19 protein-coding genes are annotated in these 15,154 nt (G+C 61.0%); 12 read left to right on the plus strand and 7 right to left on the minus strand.

The features are described from left to right. Nucleotides 1–56 precede the first annotated feature (56 nt). From alr to AB1E33_RS02720, 11 genes are all read left to right on the plus strand, one after another. Entirely contained in the window at nucleotides 57–1,091 is a 1,035-nt protein-coding gene (gene alr, locus AB1E33_RS02670; RefSeq protein WP_372575699.1) for an alanine racemase, read from the plus strand. After that, complete coding sequence (locus tag AB1E33_RS02675; RefSeq protein WP_372575700.1) at nucleotides 1,088–1,870, plus strand: MlaE family ABC transporter permease; 783 nt, start codon at nucleotides 1,088–1,090, stop codon at nucleotides 1,868–1,870. Before alr ends, AB1E33_RS02675 begins: the two co-directional genes overlap by 4 nt. Continuing rightward, on the plus strand, nucleotides 1,867–2,613 hold the full coding sequence (locus AB1E33_RS02680) for an ABC transporter ATP-binding protein (protein ID WP_372575701.1): 747 nt from the start codon (nucleotides 1,867–1,869) through the stop codon (nucleotides 2,611–2,613). Before AB1E33_RS02675 ends, AB1E33_RS02680 begins: the two co-directional genes overlap by 4 nt. Nucleotides 2,614–3,010: 397 nt before the next feature. Beyond that, a complete protein-coding gene (locus AB1E33_RS02685; RefSeq protein ID WP_372575702.1) occupies nucleotides 3,011–3,463 on the plus strand; it encodes a paraquat-inducible protein A in 453 nt (150 codons plus the stop codon). 148 nt (nucleotides 3,464–3,611) lie between these two features. Continuing rightward, nucleotides 3,612–4,382, plus strand: a complete 771-nt coding sequence (locus tag AB1E33_RS02690) for a DNA repair protein (protein ID WP_372575703.1) — start codon at nucleotides 3,612–3,614, stop codon at nucleotides 4,380–4,382. A gap of 50 nt (nucleotides 4,383–4,432) precedes the next feature. Then, nucleotides 4,433–5,794, plus strand: a complete 1,362-nt coding sequence (gene radA / locus AB1E33_RS02695; RefSeq protein ID WP_372575704.1) for a DNA repair protein RadA — start codon at nucleotides 4,433–4,435, stop codon at nucleotides 5,792–5,794. A gap of 43 nt (nucleotides 5,795–5,837) precedes the next feature. Then, complete coding sequence (locus AB1E33_RS02700; protein ID WP_372575705.1) at nucleotides 5,838–6,392, plus strand: CvpA family protein; 555 nt, start codon at nucleotides 5,838–5,840, stop codon at nucleotides 6,390–6,392. Nucleotides 6,393–6,525: 133 nt separating this feature from the next. Further along, complete coding sequence (locus AB1E33_RS02705) at nucleotides 6,526–7,041, plus strand: hypothetical protein (RefSeq protein ID WP_372575706.1); 516 nt, start codon at nucleotides 6,526–6,528, stop codon at nucleotides 7,039–7,041. A 228-nt stretch (nucleotides 7,042–7,269) separates the two neighbouring features. Then, nucleotides 7,270–8,796: an amidophosphoribosyltransferase gene (purF, locus tag AB1E33_RS02710; protein ID WP_372575707.1), complete on the plus strand. Its 1,527-nt coding sequence runs from the start codon at nucleotides 7,270–7,272 to the stop codon at nucleotides 8,794–8,796. Between the two features lie 160 nt (nucleotides 8,797–8,956). Then, nucleotides 8,957–9,202, plus strand: coding sequence for a hypothetical protein (locus AB1E33_RS02715; protein WP_372575708.1), 246 nt, complete (start codon nucleotides 8,957–8,959; stop codon nucleotides 9,200–9,202). A gap of 2 nt (nucleotides 9,203–9,204) precedes the next feature. Continuing rightward, nucleotides 9,205–9,648, plus strand: a complete 444-nt coding sequence (locus AB1E33_RS02720) for a DUF1284 domain-containing protein (RefSeq protein WP_372575709.1) — start codon at nucleotides 9,205–9,207, stop codon at nucleotides 9,646–9,648. Here the strand turns inward: AB1E33_RS02720 and AB1E33_RS02725 are convergent. Together AB1E33_RS02725 and AB1E33_RS02730 are read right to left on the minus strand one after the other, a co-directional pair. Further along, entirely contained in the window at nucleotides 9,640–10,620 is a 981-nt protein-coding gene (locus tag AB1E33_RS02725; protein WP_372575958.1) for a zinc-dependent alcohol dehydrogenase family protein, read from the minus strand. The two genes, AB1E33_RS02720 and AB1E33_RS02725, sit on opposite strands and share 9 nt — an antisense overlap. A 120-nt stretch (nucleotides 10,621–10,740) precedes the next feature. Next, nucleotides 10,741–11,340 (minus strand): biotin transporter BioY, encoded by a 600-nt coding sequence (locus tag AB1E33_RS02730; RefSeq protein ID WP_372575710.1) that lies wholly within the window; start codon nucleotides 11,338–11,340, stop codon nucleotides 10,741–10,743. A 100-nt stretch (nucleotides 11,341–11,440) separates the two neighbouring features. Here AB1E33_RS02730 and AB1E33_RS02735 point away from each other — a divergent pair, with 100 nt between their 5' ends. Next, nucleotides 11,441–12,085, plus strand: coding sequence for an SDR family NAD(P)-dependent oxidoreductase (locus AB1E33_RS02735; RefSeq protein WP_372575711.1), 645 nt, complete (start codon nucleotides 11,441–11,443; stop codon nucleotides 12,083–12,085). Here the strand turns inward: AB1E33_RS02735 and AB1E33_RS02740 are convergent. The 5 genes from AB1E33_RS02740 to AB1E33_RS02760 all read right to left on the minus strand — a co-directional run bounded on the left by AB1E33_RS02740 (nucleotide 12,082) and on the right by AB1E33_RS02760 (nucleotide 15,045). Next, nucleotides 12,082–12,915 (minus strand): ATP-binding protein, encoded by an 834-nt coding sequence (locus tag AB1E33_RS02740; protein ID WP_372575959.1) that lies wholly within the window; start codon nucleotides 12,913–12,915, stop codon nucleotides 12,082–12,084. The genes AB1E33_RS02735 and AB1E33_RS02740 overlap by 4 nt on opposite strands. Before the next feature lie 167 nt (nucleotides 12,916–13,082). Continuing rightward, a complete protein-coding gene (locus AB1E33_RS02745) occupies nucleotides 13,083–13,271 on the minus strand; it encodes a hypothetical protein (RefSeq protein WP_372575712.1) in 189 nt (62 codons plus the stop codon). 185 nt (nucleotides 13,272–13,456) lie between these two features. Continuing rightward, nucleotides 13,457–14,356 carry a twin-arginine translocase subunit TatC gene (tatC, locus tag AB1E33_RS02750; RefSeq protein WP_372575713.1) on the minus strand — a complete coding sequence of 300 codons (900 nt, stop codon included), beginning with the start codon at nucleotides 14,354–14,356 and terminating at the stop codon, nucleotides 13,457–13,459. Next, nucleotides 14,353–14,811 (minus strand): Sec-independent protein translocase protein TatB, encoded by a 459-nt coding sequence (gene tatB, locus AB1E33_RS02755; protein ID WP_372575714.1) that lies wholly within the window; start codon nucleotides 14,809–14,811, stop codon nucleotides 14,353–14,355. The genes tatC and tatB overlap by 4 nt, the downstream gene beginning before the upstream one ends. Before the next feature lie 6 nt (nucleotides 14,812–14,817). After that, the gene (locus AB1E33_RS02760) at nucleotides 14,818–15,045 is read right to left on the minus strand and encodes a twin-arginine translocase TatA/TatE family subunit (RefSeq protein WP_372575715.1); all 228 of its coding nucleotides are present in this window, start codon (nucleotides 15,043–15,045) and stop codon (nucleotides 14,818–14,820) included. Nucleotides 15,046–15,154 lie beyond the last annotated feature (109 nt).

Genomic DNA, 15,154 nt, shown 5'->3' on the forward strand with positions numbered 1-15,154 from the left:
CCGACTGCGGGGATTTCTGACTTGACCTGCCCTGCCTCCATGTCAAGAACAGGGCCATGAGCACATCACATCTGACAATCGACCTGACCGCGCTGGCCGATAACTGGAAAGCGCTGGACGCCAGAAACACCAGTGAAACAGGTGCCGTGGTCAAGGCTGACGGCTATGGGCTGGGCGCGGGCCGGGCCGCCAGCGCGCTGGCCGAGGCGGGAGCGCGCCAATTCTTCGTGGCAGTGGCCGAGGAAGGCGCCGCCGTGCGCAAGGCCGTGGGTGACGGACCGGTCATTTCGGTCTTCTCCGGCCATATGTCGGGCGACGCCCCGCTGTTGCGCGACCACAAGCTGGTGCCGATGATCAATTCGGTCGAACAGATGCTGCGCCATGCGCGCGAGTTGGGTGGCCATCCTTTCGGCATCCAGCTTGACACCGGCATGAACCGGCTGGGGCTGGAACCGCATGAATGGGCCGCTCTCAGGGATGTCGCGCTGCGACAGGGCCCGACGCTGATCATGTCGCATCTAGCCTGCGCGGATGAACCGCACCACGAGATGAACGCACAACAATTGCGTGTTTTCAGAGAGATGACAGATGGTCTTCAGGTTCCCAGATCGCTGGCCGCCACCGGTGGTCTGCTGCTTGGGCCGGATTATCACTTCGACCTCTGCCGCCCCGGTGTCGGGCTTTATGGTGGTGAGCCGTTTGACGAGGCCAAGGCGGTTGTCACGCTTGATCTGCCGGTAATCCAGGTGCGCAGTGTCGAGCAGGGCGAAACCGTGGGCTATGGAAATACCTGGGTGGCGCCACGCAAATCCCGCATCGCCACCGTCGCAGCCGGTTATGCGGACGGGCTGCACCGCGCGCTTGGCGCAGGCATCGACCTGTTCCACGGCACCCAGACCTGCCCCGTCATCGGTCGTGTGTCGATGGACCTGATCACCGTCGACATCACGGATCTGGAAAAAGCACCCGAAAGCCTGCAAATCCTGAACCGGATGCAGACGGTCGACGACCTTGCCGAAGCGGCGGGCACCATCGGGTATGAGATCCTGACATCGCTGGGCAACAGATACCGCCGGAGCTACGTCGCATGAACCTTCTGGCGCCTTTGGGCTGGCTGGGACGTCTCACGCTCGAGTTACTGAGCATGTTCGGAGCCGTTTCGCTTTTTGCTGCGCGTGCGATCAGCCATATCTTCCGTCCGCCCTATTATCCGCGCGAATTGATGATCTCGCTGCTCAATATCGGCTGGCTGTCGCTGCCGGTTGTCGGCCTGACCGCGATCTTTACCGGCGGCGCGCTGGCGCTGCAGATCTATGCCGGTGGCGCGCGTTTCAATGCCGAAGCCGTGGTGCCGCAGATCGTGGCCATCGGCATGGTGCGCGAACTTGGCCCGGTTCTGGTCGGTCTGATGATCGCCGCGCGCGTCACTTCTTCGATCGCGGCCGAGATTGCGACGATGAAGGTGACCGAGCAGATCGACGCGCTGGTGACGCTTTCGACCAATCCGATGAAGTATCTCGTCGCGCCCCGCGTGCTGGCAGCGCTGATCACCGTGCCAGTTCTGGTGGGGATCGGCGACATCATCGGGATCGCGGGCGGCTATACCGTGGCGGTGCAGAATCTGGGCTTTAACCCTGCCGCTTATCTGCGGAATACCGTTGACTTTTTAGAGATGCGCGACATCGTTTCCTCCCTCGTCAAAGGCGCGGCTTTTGGGGGCATCGCGGCGGTGATGGGCTGCTATTACGGCATGAATTCGGGCCGCGGCGCGCAAGGCGTGGGACGGGCCACCAAAAGCTCGGTCGAGTCAGCGGCGATCCTGATCCTGGCGGCCAACTTTGTTCTCACGGGGGTGTTCTTCTCGCTATGATCCTGATGGAGAATGTCCAGAAATCCTTTGGCGACAATCACGTGCTGCTCGGCATGAATCTTGAGATCCCCAAGGGAACCTCGATGGTGATCATCGGCGGGTCTGGCACCGGCAAGTCGGTGGGGCTGAAATGTATCCTTGGGCTGATCAAGCCCGATGCAGGCCGCATCATGGTCGATGGCAAGGATGCCGCGACCGGCGACCGCGATGCGTTTCTGGCCCGCTTCGGGATGCTGTTTCAGGGTGGCGCGCTGTTTGACTCCCTGCCCGTCTGGCAGAACGTGGCTTTCCGCCTGCTGCGCGGCTCTCTGAAACGGCCCGTCGAGGAAGCCCGCGAGATCGCCATTGAGAAACTGCGCCGCGTGGGTCTGAAACCCAACGTGGCCGACCGCTTCCCGGCGGAACTTTCGGGCGGCATGCAAAAACGCGTGGGCCTCGCCCGCGCTATTGCTGCCGAACCCGAGATCATCTTTTTCGACGAGCCCACCACCGGCCTCGACCCGATCATGTCCGGCGTCATCAACGACCTGATCCGCGAAATTGTGGTCGAGATGGGCGCGACGGCGATGACCATCACCCACGACATGTCATCCGTGCGTGCCATCGCCGATAACGTGGCGATGCTGCATGACGGGGTGATCCAATGGACCGGGCCTGTGTCTCAGATGGATGCCTCGGGTGATCCCTATCTGGAACAGTTCATCACCGGCTGCGCTGAGGGGCCGATTGAGGCGGTGCGGTAGTGAACCCGCTATACTTCTTTCTCTTGTCGTTAGCCGGCTTGTACTTCAATTCGGTGTTGTTTGTTTGGTTTGCCACGATGTTTTCCAAGCATGGTCTGATCTTTTCACCCTCGCGCGGTTTCACAGTAGCGAAACCGCTTTTGAAGTGTCTCCTATCTGGCGCCGTTCCAGGCATTTTCCTGACCTACATCCTCGCCAAATTTGTAGAAACAGCGACTATTCTTTTGAGCGTGCCACTCCTAATCGGGGTAACGATTTCGGCGTGGCTACTGCACAAAGAAATACTCATCCACTCTCAAAACAGACGCCGCAGCAATACTGCGGTACTAACTCTTGGTCTAGCAATGGCAGCGATTGTGGGCATGACGAGTCTCCAAATGGGATAGACTTAACTCGCATGACCCTCCGCCTCCTCACCCTCTCCCTCCTGATCCTCTACCCCATCGCGTGGTTCGCCCCTCTGATGCGGGCGGGGCTGTTGCCGATCTTCGGTCTCAGCGAGATCAGCGTAATCACCGGGTTGCAGGCGCTTTGGGGGACGGATGTGTTCCTCGCCCTGCTTGTCACCTTCCTTGCGATCTTTGCGCCTTACCTCAAGACGCTCGGCCTCGTTCTGGTGCAATGGGGTCTGCTGGACACCCGCCTTTTGCCCACGCTGCAAGTGCTGGGAAAGCTGGCGATGGGCGATATTTTCCTGGTCGCGGTCTACATAAGTGTTGTCAAGTCCATCGGGGTCGGAACCATCGAAACGGCCTGGGGTCTCTACCTGTTCACCGGCTGTATCCTGGCCTCGCTGTTGCTGGGGTATCTCACCAAAGCCACACCCAAAATTGGTCAACACAACGCGTAATTGCTTGAAAACCCGTATCTGTGTATCATCTGCCTATTGAGGCCAGAGCTTTTGTTTCGTGTGGATGAACCATGCGTTGAGTGCTGGAATGATATTAAGCGCTTTTCCGCCGGTTCATCAGAGATTGATGAGGGTGGAGAGTTTTGCCATGTTGGCGTTGCGTACATTGCTATTTCAGAGTCAGGAGCTGCTGACGCGCCTGACGATTTTTCTTATCTGTGCCGGCGCGGTTTTAAGCGTCGGATTGACCCTTCTGGCCGCAATGGGCGTTCTGCCATGGTTGTCGCTTGCGGCTGGTGTCGGGGGCACGGTATCGCCCTTGGCCGGTCCGATAGCCCAGATTGCCCTGACCTGTCTGATCCTGATGCTGGCCTTCTACCTGCCCGCCAATGCGCGGATGATGGCGCTGGAACGCTCGCATCGCGACTTTGCCATCAACATGCACGACGTGGCAAACGCCTATCACGCCGCCCATTCGGCGGATCGCGAGGGGTATTTCAACCTGTCATCCGAGTTTGACGCGGTGAAGGAACGGCTGGCTTTCATGCGCGAGCATCCCGATCTGGAGGATCTGGAGCCGGATGTTCTGGAATTGGCCGCGCAAATGAGCCAGATCAGCCGCGAATTGGCCCGCGTCTATTCGGACGACAACGTCACCCGCGCCAAGGGTTTCCTGCAACAGCGCCAGGAAGAATTGGAGCGGTTCAACAAGCGCGTGGGCGATGCCAAGATTGCCCTGGAAGAGATGCGGCAGTGGCACCACGAGATCGAGATCGAGGAGTCCGTGGCGCGATCTCAGCTCGACCGTATCCGCGATGAGATGTTCGAGTTGCTGCCAGAACTTGCACTGCGGCACGGAGCCGATGAGGGTGAAGGCACCAATATCCTGCCCTTGCAGCCGGGGCGCGCCGCGGAATAGGCGCGGATTGGCGGTTGTGACCGGGCGGTGGCTCGGGCAGAAACGCCCCTATGGCAAAGAAGATATTCTCCTGCTCGGCCTGCGGCGCGAGTTTTTCCAAATGGTCGGGCCGCTGCGAAGGCTGCGGTGAGTGGAACTCGATCTCGCAGGATGCGGGGCTGTCCTCTGGCCCCCCCTCAAAATCACTGGGCAACCGGCGCGGCTCGCCCGTGCAATTGAGTGATCTGAGCACCGAAGAAGCGCCACCGCCCCGCACGCTTTGCGGGTTGGGAGAGCTGGACCGGGTTCTTGGCGGCGGGCTGGTACCAGCCTCGGCCATTCTAGTTGGCGGCGATCCCGGCATCGGGAAATCCACACTCTTGTTGCAGGCCGCCGCGCAGTTTGCACGCTCGGGGCTGAAGACGATCTATGTCTCGGGCGAGGAGGCCTCGGCACAGGTACGGATGCGGGCGCAGCGGCTGGGCCTGACCGAGGCGCCGGTGAAACTGGCCGCCGAGACCAACCTGCGCGATATCCTGACCACGCTGGAGGCGGAAAAGCCGCAACTTGCAGTGATCGATTCGATCCAGACCATGTGGGCCGACAATGTGGACAGCGCACCGGGTTCGGTCAGCCAAGTGCGCGCGGCAGCCCACGAGTTGACCACATTCGCCAAACGCCATGGCGTGTCGATCGTGATGGTCGGCCATGTCACCAAGGAGGGCCAGATCGCCGGCCCCCGCGTGGTCGAGCATATGGTCGACACGGTGCTCTATTTCGAAGGCGAGCGCGGCCATCAGTTCCGCATCTTGCGCGCGGTCAAGAACCGCTTTGGTGCCGCCGACGAGATCGGTGTGTTCGAAATGACCGGCGCGGGCCTGAGCGAGGTGACAAATCCTTCGGCTTTGTTCCTGAGCGAACGGGGCGAGACCAGCCCCGGATCGGTGGTCTTTGCCGGAATCGAGGGCACGCGCCCTGTGCTGGTCGAGTTGCAGGCGCTGGTCGCCCCCTCGCCCCATTCGCAACCGCGCCGTACGGTGGTGGGTTGGGATGGCGGACGACTGGCGATGATTCTCGCCGTGCTTGAGGCGCGGTGTGGCATCCCCTTTGCCGGTCTCGACGTCTATTTGAATGTCGCGGGCGGCATGAAGATCAGCGAACCCGCCGCCGATCTGGCGGTTGCCGCAGCGTTGCTGAGCGCGCGCGAAGACGCCGCCCTGCCCGCCGATACGGTGGTTTTTGGCGAGATTTCCCTTTCCGGCGCGCTCAGACCCGCCTCACAGACAGAAAACAGGTTGAAAGAAGCGCAAAAACTTGGTTTCACCGCCGCGATTGCTCCGGCTGGTGGCAAGACGGGCACCGTTGCCGGTCTGCAACTCACCCGCCCCTCTGATCTGGCGGGGTTTGTTGGCGAAACCTTCGGAGCAGGTTAAGGTCGCCCGCAAACGGGCAAAAACGAAAGAGCAGGCGCGCGCCATGGAAGGTTTCACCATCATCGACGGGGTCGTGGCCCTTGTCATCGTCTTGTCGGCGCTCTTGGCCTATGCGCGCGGTTTCGTGCGCGAGGTGATGGCCATCGCGGGCTGGGTTGCAGCCGCTGTGTTGGCCTTTATCTTTGCGCCCACCACAACGCCGCTGGTGCGCGAGATACCGGTGCTGCGCGACATTCTGGGCGACAATTGCGAGCTGTCGATCATCACCGGTTTTGCAGCCGTCTTTGCGCTGGCACTGATCGTGGTCAGCTTCATCACACCGCTCTTTTCCTCGCTGGTCCAGCGCTCGGCGATTGGAGGCTTGGATCAGGGGGTTGGCTTTCTCTTTGGTGTGCTGCGCGGCATCCTTCTGGTCGCCATCGCCTTCTTTGTCTACGACACCGTAATGACGGGCGAGAACTTCACCGTGGTCGACGAGAGCCGCTCGGCGCTGGTTTTCGAGCGCCTGACCCAACAGATCGAGGCGCAGGACCCCGAAGCCGCTCTTGGCTGGATCACCAAGCAATACGAGGACCTGGTCGGCACCTGCGCCCAGTAGAATCGACACCATAGATCACGCAAAACCCGGCCCGCCCCCCGCGCGCCGGGTTTTCTATTTTGCGGCTCTGTGGACGGCGTTCTGCCGCGGAACTAGGGTTGTTCCACGAACCGCGATATCGGAAGGACGAGTCATGACGCGCAGGATGAACGCCGCAGCGGCGGCGCTGTTTGCACTCACAGCCATGATCGGCACGGCCCGTGCCGAGGATTTTTCGCTCACCGGGACCTACAAGGGGCTCTATGCCTGTGACAGCACAACCGGTGGCGTCCCCTCAAGCTGGGCCCGCCCCATGACGGCCGGGATCGTGCAGAAGGGCGACGGGTTCACGATGCAGGTAACCTATTCCGATAAGCTTGAAAGCCCGGATGCGGAATTCTCGCTTTATGCTGGCATGGTGGCCGCATCACTGGATCACAAGCTCCTCAGCGGCTACTTCGAAGCCTGCGGTGGCAGTTTCCCGTCCAAAGAGCTTGGTCGCTTTTTTCCCGCCGCCACGGATGCATCAGCATTCAGTGTGACGATAGACAGCGTCTGGGCCTCCAATCAGGTTCCCAACATGCCCGGCCTGACAGTCCAGACCTGCCGCTGGAGCCTGACCCGCCTGTCAACGCAAATACCGAAGCTCCGGCAGTGCCCTGAGAACTGAGGCAACCGTTCCGCAGCGGCAAATAGCTGATTTCATGAAAACCAGAGTGATCCTTTCGTGACAGTGGGGACAATAGGCTTTAAGTGAAAGGCGAAATGATCGTCGGATTCGGAGCCGTTCACCGTGCCTAGCCTGCAAGCGCCAATGATTGACCTTGCCATCCGACCGCCGACACGCAGCAGCACCTTAGTCAGATAGCTACGCCTCAACGAAAGTGGAGCCCATTACATGTGCGGGATTTTGGGGATCGCAAACCGGAATAACGACGTCTTTGCCGAGATTTACGATGGTTTGCTGATGCTCCAGCATCGCGGTCAGGACGCCTCGGGCATCGTGACCTTCAATGGCGAGTTCTTTCGCGAGCGTAAGGCCAACGGTCTGGTCAAGGACGTGTTTCACTCCGACGACATGCATGTGCTGACCGGCAAGGTCGGTATGGGCCACGTTCGTTACCCGACTGCGGGATCGCTGAGCGCAGCAGAGGCGCAGCCGTTTTTCGTCAACGCGCCCTATGGCATCTATCTTGTCCATAACGGCAACATCACCAACACCGCCGAACAGCGCGAGAAAGTCACCGGCAAATACAGCCGCCATCTGCGCACCACATCGGATTCGGAAATCCTGCTGAACGTGCTGGCGGACAAGGTGTCGGACAGCATCAAGGTCAACGGCACGATGGACCCGATCCGGAACCTGTTTGCCGGCGTCAAGATGACGATGGAACGGGTTCAAGGCGCCTATTCGGTGATCTGCCTGGTGGCTGGTGTCGGCATGCTGGCCTTCCGCGATCCGCACGGCATCCGCCCGCTCTCGGTAGCGAAACGGTCTGCCGAGGGGGATGGTGACGATTATGCCTTCGCCTCCGAAGATGTCGCCTTTGGCATCAACGGGTTCGAAAAGTTGCGCGATGTAAAACCGGGCGAGGCGATCCTGATTGACCTAGACGGCAACATGCATTGCTTTCAGGCGATCGAGGGCAAGCTGACGCCCTGTATCTTTGAATATGTCTATCTGGCGCGTCCCGATTCGATGCTGGACGGCGTGTCAGTCTACAAGACCCAGATGCGCATGGGCCAGACCCTGGCCCGTCAGATCGAGGCCTCGGGCCTTGAGATCGACCGTATCATCCCGGTCCCCGACAGTGCCCGCCCCGTCGCGCTTGAGGTGGCGAAGGCCACCGGTATCTCGTATCGCGAAGGGCTGGTGAAGAACCGTTATGTGGGGCGCACCTTCATCATGCCCGGCCAGCAGGAGCGACAGAAATCCGTGCGCCGCAAACTGAATGCGGTGCCGCTGGAGTTCAAGGACCACAACGTGCTGCTGATTGACGATTCCATCGTGCGCGGCAACACGATCAAGAAGATCGTTCAGATGTGCCGCGAAGCGGGCGCCAAGAAGGTCTATGTGGCCAGCGCCTCGCCGCCGGTGAAGTTTCCCAATGTCTACGGCATCGACATGCCCACGCGGCATGAGTTGATCGCCGACGGCAAGAGCATCGAAGAGATTCGGCAGGAACTGGGGGCGGACGCCCTGTTCTATCAGGATCTCGACGATCTGATCTGGTCCGCGCGTGAAGGCAACCCCGAGATCGAGCAGTTCGACTGCTCTTGCTTTGACGGCAATTACATTACCGGCAGCGTCAATGACGACTATTTACAGCGGTTGGAAAACACCAGCCGGGTCAGCGCCAAGATAAAAGAGATGCCGCTGTCCGGCGCCTCGTGGAACCACAGCGGCGTAGCCTCGTCCGGCTAGACCGGGCAGCCGGTCGGGTCGCGACCGATCCGGCGGCTGGTAACGGCGGGACTCCGCCGCAGACGCAAATGACGCCTGGTCCTACTTTCCAATCCGCTGGTCGCTTGTTATCGCGGCGCGTCTGAGAAAGCTGGGGCCGGCCCGCGCCGGGAAGTCCAAAATGTCGAGCAAAGATGTAAACAAGGCCGCCACCCAGCGTGGCGCGCTGAAGAAAAGTGCCCTGTCGCTGTTGGGGGTCTTTGGCCCCAAGGATGCCATGCAGGCGCTGGTGCGCATGCCCAGCGGGCGGGTCAAAACGGTCAAGCCCGGTACCCGTCTGAGCGGCGGCCGGGTTGCAGCCATTGACGCCGACGGGCTGATTGTTCAGAAGAACGGCCAGGCTCAACGAATGATCCTGCAGCAGTGACCATGTCCGATCCCGATACAGCCCAACTCCGGTTCCGGCCGCATCACTTTCTCTGCGCTCTGGGCTATCAAGGTAAAGGCTATAGCGCCGCGTTCACCCGCAACATGGATCGTATCGTACAGGACGGGCTGCGCGGCGAGGATGGCGACGGGGTCGAGATCGCGGTCGTCGCCAGGACCGACTCGGTTTGCGGCCCCTGCCCGCATCGGCGCGGTGAACTATGCGAGAGCCAGGAGAAGATTGAAGGTTTGGACACACGCCACGCCGCCGCCCTGAACCTGAGCGCCGGTGACCGGCTGAGTTGGGGCGAAGCCAAGGCGCGTATCCGCGCGCGCGTGAAGCCGGGCGATCTGGGCGTGATCTGCCAGAGCTGCCAATGGCTGGAATACGGCATGTGCGAGACCGCGCTGCGCCGCCTGCACGAGGCCACCGGGCCGTCAGACTGAAACGGTCAGCACCGCCGCGCCCTGCAAACGCCCTGCCCTGAGATCGTTCAGAGCGGTGTTGGCCTGCTCCAGCGGATAATGGACGGTTTCGGTCCTGACCTGCGCCGCCTCAGCCAGCGGAAAGAACGCTTCTCCATCCGCGCGGGTCAGGTTGGCGACCGAGAGGATGCTACGCTCCTGCCACAGATCGGCGTAGGGGAACGTGGGGATATCGCTCATGTGGATGCCGCCGCAGACAACGCGGCCCCCCTTGCGCACGGATTTCAGCGCCAGCGGCACCAGCGCACCGACGGGCGCAAAGATGATCGCGGCATCCAACGCCTCGGGTGGCGGCTGCGACGACGGCCCCGCCCAGACAGCCCCCATCGCGCGGGCGAACTCCTGTGCCGCATCATCGCCGTCCCGGGTGAAGGCGTAGACCGTAATCCCCTGATGGCGGGCGATCTGGCAAAGTATATGGGCCGCCGCCCCAAACCCGTAGAGTCCCAGCCGCGAGACCTCGCCCGCTAGTCTGAGACTGCGATACCCGATCAGCCCGGCGCAAAGCAGCGGTGCCAGATCAACTGCATCCGGGCCCTCAGGCAAGGCAAAGACGAAATGGGCATCCGCCACGCAATATTCGGCATAGCCGCCATTGATCGTGTACCCGGTGAAGCCAGGCGTATCGCACAGATTTTCGCGACCCGACTCGCAATAGGCGCAACTCCCGCAGGTATGGCCCAGCCACGGCACGCCGACTCGCTGGCCGGGACGGAAGGCCTCCACGCCCTGCCCCAATGTCTCGACCCGCCCGACGATCTCATGGCCGGGCACCAATGGCAACTCAGGAGAGGTCAGATCGCCATCGACCACATGCAGATCGGTACGGCAGACGCCGCAGGCCTCAATCCGGATCAGGACCTGCCCCGCGCCCGGATCGGGAACCGGAATATCCGACAAGGTCAGTTGCGGGCTGCGACCATCGAACACCATTGCTTTCAAAGCGCTATCCTCGCGGTTCAGCCTTTGGCCCTCACCCTAGCCGAAATGCGCGCAGGCCACAAAAAAAGGGCGCCCCGAAGGCGCCCTTTTCGATTTGGTTGTTTCTGGCGATCAGTCTTTGCGCACCTTCAGCAGCGTCCAGCCGCCGGTCACCACCAGCGCTGCGATCACGGCCTTGGTGGCATCACCCAGCAGGAACGGGCTGACCCAGTAGGTCCAGATCGAATCTGCGGTCGAACCAACCCAGCTGCCTTCGAACCCAGCCATACCCGCGATGGCCATCGGCCAGGCAACGCCGGGAATATAGAGCAGCGCGGAAATCGCGATACAAACGATCGAGGTGCTGACAACACCTTTGGCCAGGCCGCGTTCAGCCGCCAGACCGGCCAGCCAGGCCATTGCGACAAAGCCCACAAGGAAGCCGATCGTGGTGCTGGCCATGGCCAGGTTCTTGCCACCGGCAAAGACCGGCAGGCCCAGGGCACCCTCTGCCAGATAGGCCAGCAGCGTTACGGCTGCCAGTCGCGAGCCGAAACTCAGGCCGACGATCAGGATCGCAAGTGTCTGCAGCGTGATCGGAACGGGCCACATCGGCACGCTGATCTGTGCGGCCACCGCAATGAACAGCGAACCGCCCAGAACCATCGCCGCCTTCCAACCCAGAGCTTCGGAGCCGATGATGGCCTTGCCCAGAACAGTTTCGCGAGTCATTTTCTTTCTCCTTAGAATTTGGCCGCATAATTTTGCTGCGGCTGCAAAATGTCAAGCAACGCGGCTTGAAACGCGGACAAAAGGATGAAATCAGCGGCCCATGAGTGAAATCAGGAAAACCGCCCTCGTCACCGGTGCGTCCCGCGGTCTTGGCTTTGCGATGGCCGAGGCACTTGCACCCGAGTATCACATAATTGCCGTGGGTCGCACAACCGGCGCGCTGGAAGAACTGGATGACCGCATTCAGGCCAAAAGCGGCGCGGCAACGCTGGCGCCAATGGACATCACCAACAAGGAGGCGATGGCGACGCTGTGCCGGGGCATCCATGACCGCTGGGGTCAGCTGGACCTATGGCTGCACTGTGCGATCCATGCCGCTCCACTGACACCGGCGATCTTTGTCGAAGGCAAGGATTGGGACAAGTCGCTGGCAGTGAACGCAAATGCGACAGCGCTGCTGATCTCTTATGTCGCGCCCCTGCTGGGCGAGGCCGGTCGGGCGGTGTTCTTTGACGATCCCCGTGCGGGAGAAAAGTTCTTTGGCAGCTATGGAGCGACCAAGGCCACGCAGATGGCTCTGGCCCGCAGCTGGGCCGTCGAGAGCGAGCGGACCGGGCCCAAGGTCCAGATCCTGACCCCGAACCCGATGAGCACGGCGCTGCGCGCGCGGTTCTTCCCGGGTGAAGACCGGTCGGTGCTGGCCAGCCCCGCTGACGAGGCTGCACGGTTGCTGGCCGCGCTTTAACCGCCGGTCAGCCGCACGCCCTGACGGCCTGCCAGATCGACAAAGAACTGCCAGGCGACCCGACCAGATCGGGCGCCGCGCGTGGCTTGCCATTCGATCGCCTCGGCGCGCAGTGTTTCTGGCTCGGTTGTGACGCCATAAGCCGCGCAATAGCTGTCGATCATCGCCAGATACTCGTCCTGCGTACAGGGGTGGAAGCCCAGCCAAAGCCCGAACCGATCGCTGAGCGAGACCTTCTCCTCGACCGCCTCGGAGGGGTTGATGGCGCTGGAGCGTTCGTTCTCGATCATGTCGCGCGGCATCAGGTGGCGGCGATTGGAGGTGGCGTAAAAGACCACGTTTTCTGGCCGCCCCTCGATCCCGCCATCCAGCACCGCCTTTAGGCTTTTGTAATGCTGGTCGTCATGGCTGAAGGACAGGTCATCGCAGAACAGGATGAATCGGTAGGGCGTGCTGCGCAGATGGTTCAGCAAACGCCCGACCGAGGGCAGGTCTTCGCGTTGCAGCTCGATCAGTTTCAGGTCCGGGAATTCCGATTGAAGATCGCCATGTATAGCTTTCACAAGGCTTGATTTTCCCATCCCTCTCGCACCCCAGAGAAGGGCGTTATTAGCTTTGAACCCGTGGGCAAAACGGCGGGTATTGTCAGCCAGCGTGTCACGCGACCGGTTGATGCCCAGAAGCAGCTCCAGTTCGACCCGGTTGACCTCTGCCACCGGCTCCAGCCGTTCCGGGGCCACATGCCAGACAAAGGCAGTGGCGCTGGCGAAATCGGGCGCGGCGAGCGGCGCGGGCGACATGCGCTCCAGCGCGTCGGCGATGCGGGTCATTGCGTCCTGGGTCAAGTGCGGTCCTCCCGATCTGTACATCCGGTGTCAAAGCATGTTCCGCAAAGCGCAGCAAGAGGAAGGCACGCGCCTTCGATTTGTTCTGGGTGGGTATCCCCATGCCCATGATATGAGAATACCTCTGCGTATCAGCAAGGCCACCCAATGCCCTACTTGTTCGCCTTCAACAGACGCGCAATTACGATGTCGGGCTTGCCGTATGGAAACTGCTTGTCGTCGAAATCTATCAGGTGCTCGTGATCATAGCTGTCGCCCATCGCCTTCATATCGCTTGCGCATTGAATGGCGAAATCGGCGAATCGCTCCGCTTCTTCTGGGTTATCGAAGCAAACACTCACTAGGTCCAGTTCTAAGATTTCGCCGGACCCATCGCCTTTTTCGTAGCCGTAGATTTTCGCCCCATAACTCCAAAGTTCAGTTTTGAGCCGCCTTCTGGCGAGAGGTCACTAGAGGCCCACAGTAATCAATAGAAACAAGGCGCGCCTTCCCCTGGCGCGCCTGTATGTTTCAATTCGTCTCCGGCTCACTTGTCCTTGCCGCCCTCAGCCTCGAACTCGGCCTGCATCGGATCGTCAGGATGGGCGTCGATCTCGTCTTCATCGTCGTAATAACCTTCTGCCCGCAGTTGCTCTTCGCGCTTTTTCTCGACGCGGGCGACGAGGAAGATCGAAATCTCATAGAGGCCATAGACCACCACAAACAGGATCACCTGGGTGATCACATCTGGCGGCGTGACCAGCGCGGCCAGAACCAGAATACCCACCACCGCGTATTTGCGGACCGCGCCCAGCCCTTCGGCGCTGACCAGTCCGGCCTTGCCCATCAACGTCAGCAGCACCGGCAGTTGGAAGCACAGGCCAAAGGCCACGATGAATTTGATGGTCAGGTTCAGATATTCCTGAGCCGAGCCCTGAAAGACCACGCTAAGCGGAGCTGCGGCGTCGGCCGGCAGCGCCTCACCCTCGGCCCCGAATTGCTGGAACCCGAGGAAGAAGTCGTAAGCCAAAGGTGTCACGACATAAAAGGCAAAGGATGCCCCCAGCAGGAACATGAAGGGCGAGGCCAGCATGAACGGCAGGAACGCGCCTTTTTCGGACTTGTAGAGCCCTGGTGCCACGAACCGCCACATCTGCATCCCGATATAGGGAAAGGCCAGCATGAACCCGCCCAGCAGCGAGACCTTGATGGCGACAAAGAAGCCTTCCTGCGGCGAGATGAAGATCAGCCCGCAATCCTGCCCGCGCTCGTTCAGCACCTGACAAAGCGGCGCGGTGAGGAAGTTGAAGATCGGCGTCGCAACGGTGAAGCAGATGATCATGCCTATGAGAAACGCCACCACGCAGTGAATGAGCCGCGTGCGCAGCTCGGTCAGATGTTCGATCAGCGGCGCGGAGGAATCATCGATCTCGTCGGTATTGCTCATGATTTGGTCTCGGGATTGAGCGCGGCTTCGGCCTCGTCGGCCTTGGCCAGTGCCTCTTCGGCCTCACGCGCCTTGCGTTCGGCGGCCTTGCGTGCGGCAGAGGCCTGGATTTTCTTGGCCTGTTCGGCACGCTCGGCAGCCAGTTTGCCGGTCTCGCTGTCGGGGTCGAACTTGCTCGGGTCCATACTGTCGGTGAGGTCTTTCGAGGCCTTTTTGACGCTGTCCATCGCGGTGTTCACCGGATTGGTCGCAGCCTTGAGCCCCTTCGAGATGTCTTTGACCCCGGCCTCATCCGCAGCCTCGTGCATCGCGGTGCTGAACTCGCGCGCCATCCCGCGCGCCTTGCCGACCCATTGGCCCACATTGCGGAACAGCACCGGCAGGTCCTTTGGCCCCACAACGATCAGAGCCACGATGCCGATGACCAGCAGCTCGGTCCAGCCCAGGTCGAACATGCGCGATTACGCCTTGTCTTTGTCGGACACGGTTTCCGCCTCGGGCGTGACGTCCTTGGCGACCTCTGCCGCATCCTCTTCCAATTCCTTGGCGCCTTCGTTGATGCCCTTCTTGAACGAGGTGATGCCCTTGCCCACTTCGCCCATCAGCGAGCTGATCTTGCCGCGCCCAAACAGGACCAGCACCACAACGGCGATAAGCAGGATGCCCGGAAGGCCGATATTGTTCAGCATGAATATTCTCCTAGTCTGAGGCGCAGACGCGCCACTCCCCTTGATCTGCGCCCGGTCTAGCGCAGCGGACATGTCGGGTGAAAGCGTGCAGGTCCGCATATCCCACCGA

The organism is Ruegeria hyattellae, from assembly GCF_041537925.1.
GTDB lineage: Bacteria > Pseudomonadota > Alphaproteobacteria > Rhodobacterales > Rhodobacteraceae > Ruegeria_C.

Coding starts and splice junctions, on each gene's coding strand:
- AB1E33_RS02700 (WP_372575705.1), top strand. CDS start 5,838: ATGGAAGGTTTCACCATCATCGACGGGGTCGTGGCCCTTGTCATCGTC.
- tatC (WP_372575713.1), bottom strand. CDS start 14,356: ATGAGCAATACCGACGAGATCGATGATTCCTCCGCGCCGCTGATCGAA.
- AB1E33_RS02730 (WP_372575710.1), bottom strand. CDS start 11,340: ATGACTCGCGAAACTGTTCTGGGCAAGGCCATCATCGGCTCCGAAGCT.
- purF (WP_372575707.1), top strand. CDS start 7,270: ATGTGCGGGATTTTGGGGATCGCAAACCGGAATAACGACGTCTTTGCC.
- radA (WP_372575704.1), top strand. CDS start 4,433: ATGGCAAAGAAGATATTCTCCTGCTCGGCCTGCGGCGCGAGTTTTTCC.
- AB1E33_RS02715 (WP_372575708.1), top strand. CDS start 8,957: ATGTCGAGCAAAGATGTAAACAAGGCCGCCACCCAGCGTGGCGCGCTG.
- AB1E33_RS02675 (WP_372575700.1), top strand. CDS start 1,088: ATGAACCTTCTGGCGCCTTTGGGCTGGCTGGGACGTCTCACGCTCGAG.
- AB1E33_RS02680 (WP_372575701.1), top strand. CDS start 1,867: ATGATCCTGATGGAGAATGTCCAGAAATCCTTTGGCGACAATCACGTG.
- AB1E33_RS02690 (WP_372575703.1), top strand. CDS start 3,612: ATGTTGGCGTTGCGTACATTGCTATTTCAGAGTCAGGAGCTGCTGACG.
- AB1E33_RS02705 (WP_372575706.1), top strand. CDS start 6,526: ATGACGCGCAGGATGAACGCCGCAGCGGCGGCGCTGTTTGCACTCACA.
- AB1E33_RS02760 (WP_372575715.1), bottom strand. CDS start 15,045: ATGCTGAACAATATCGGCCTTCCGGGCATCCTGCTTATCGCCGTTGTG.
- AB1E33_RS02725 (WP_372575958.1), bottom strand. CDS start 10,620: ATGGTGTTCGATGGTCGCAGCCCGCAACTGACCTTGTCGGATATTCCG.
- AB1E33_RS02735 (WP_372575711.1), top strand. CDS start 11,441: ATGAGTGAAATCAGGAAAACCGCCCTCGTCACCGGTGCGTCCCGCGGT.
- tatB (WP_372575714.1), bottom strand. CDS start 14,811: ATGTTCGACCTGGGCTGGACCGAGCTGCTGGTCATCGGCATCGTGGCT.
- AB1E33_RS02685 (WP_372575702.1), top strand. CDS start 3,011: ATGACCCTCCGCCTCCTCACCCTCTCCCTCCTGATCCTCTACCCCATC.
- alr (WP_372575699.1), top strand. CDS start 57: ATGAGCACATCACATCTGACAATCGACCTGACCGCGCTGGCCGATAAC.
- AB1E33_RS02720 (WP_372575709.1), top strand. CDS start 9,205: ATGTCCGATCCCGATACAGCCCAACTCCGGTTCCGGCCGCATCACTTT.
- AB1E33_RS02740 (WP_372575959.1), bottom strand. CDS start 12,915: ATGACCCGCATCGCCGACGCGCTGGAGCGCATGTCGCCCGCGCCGCTC.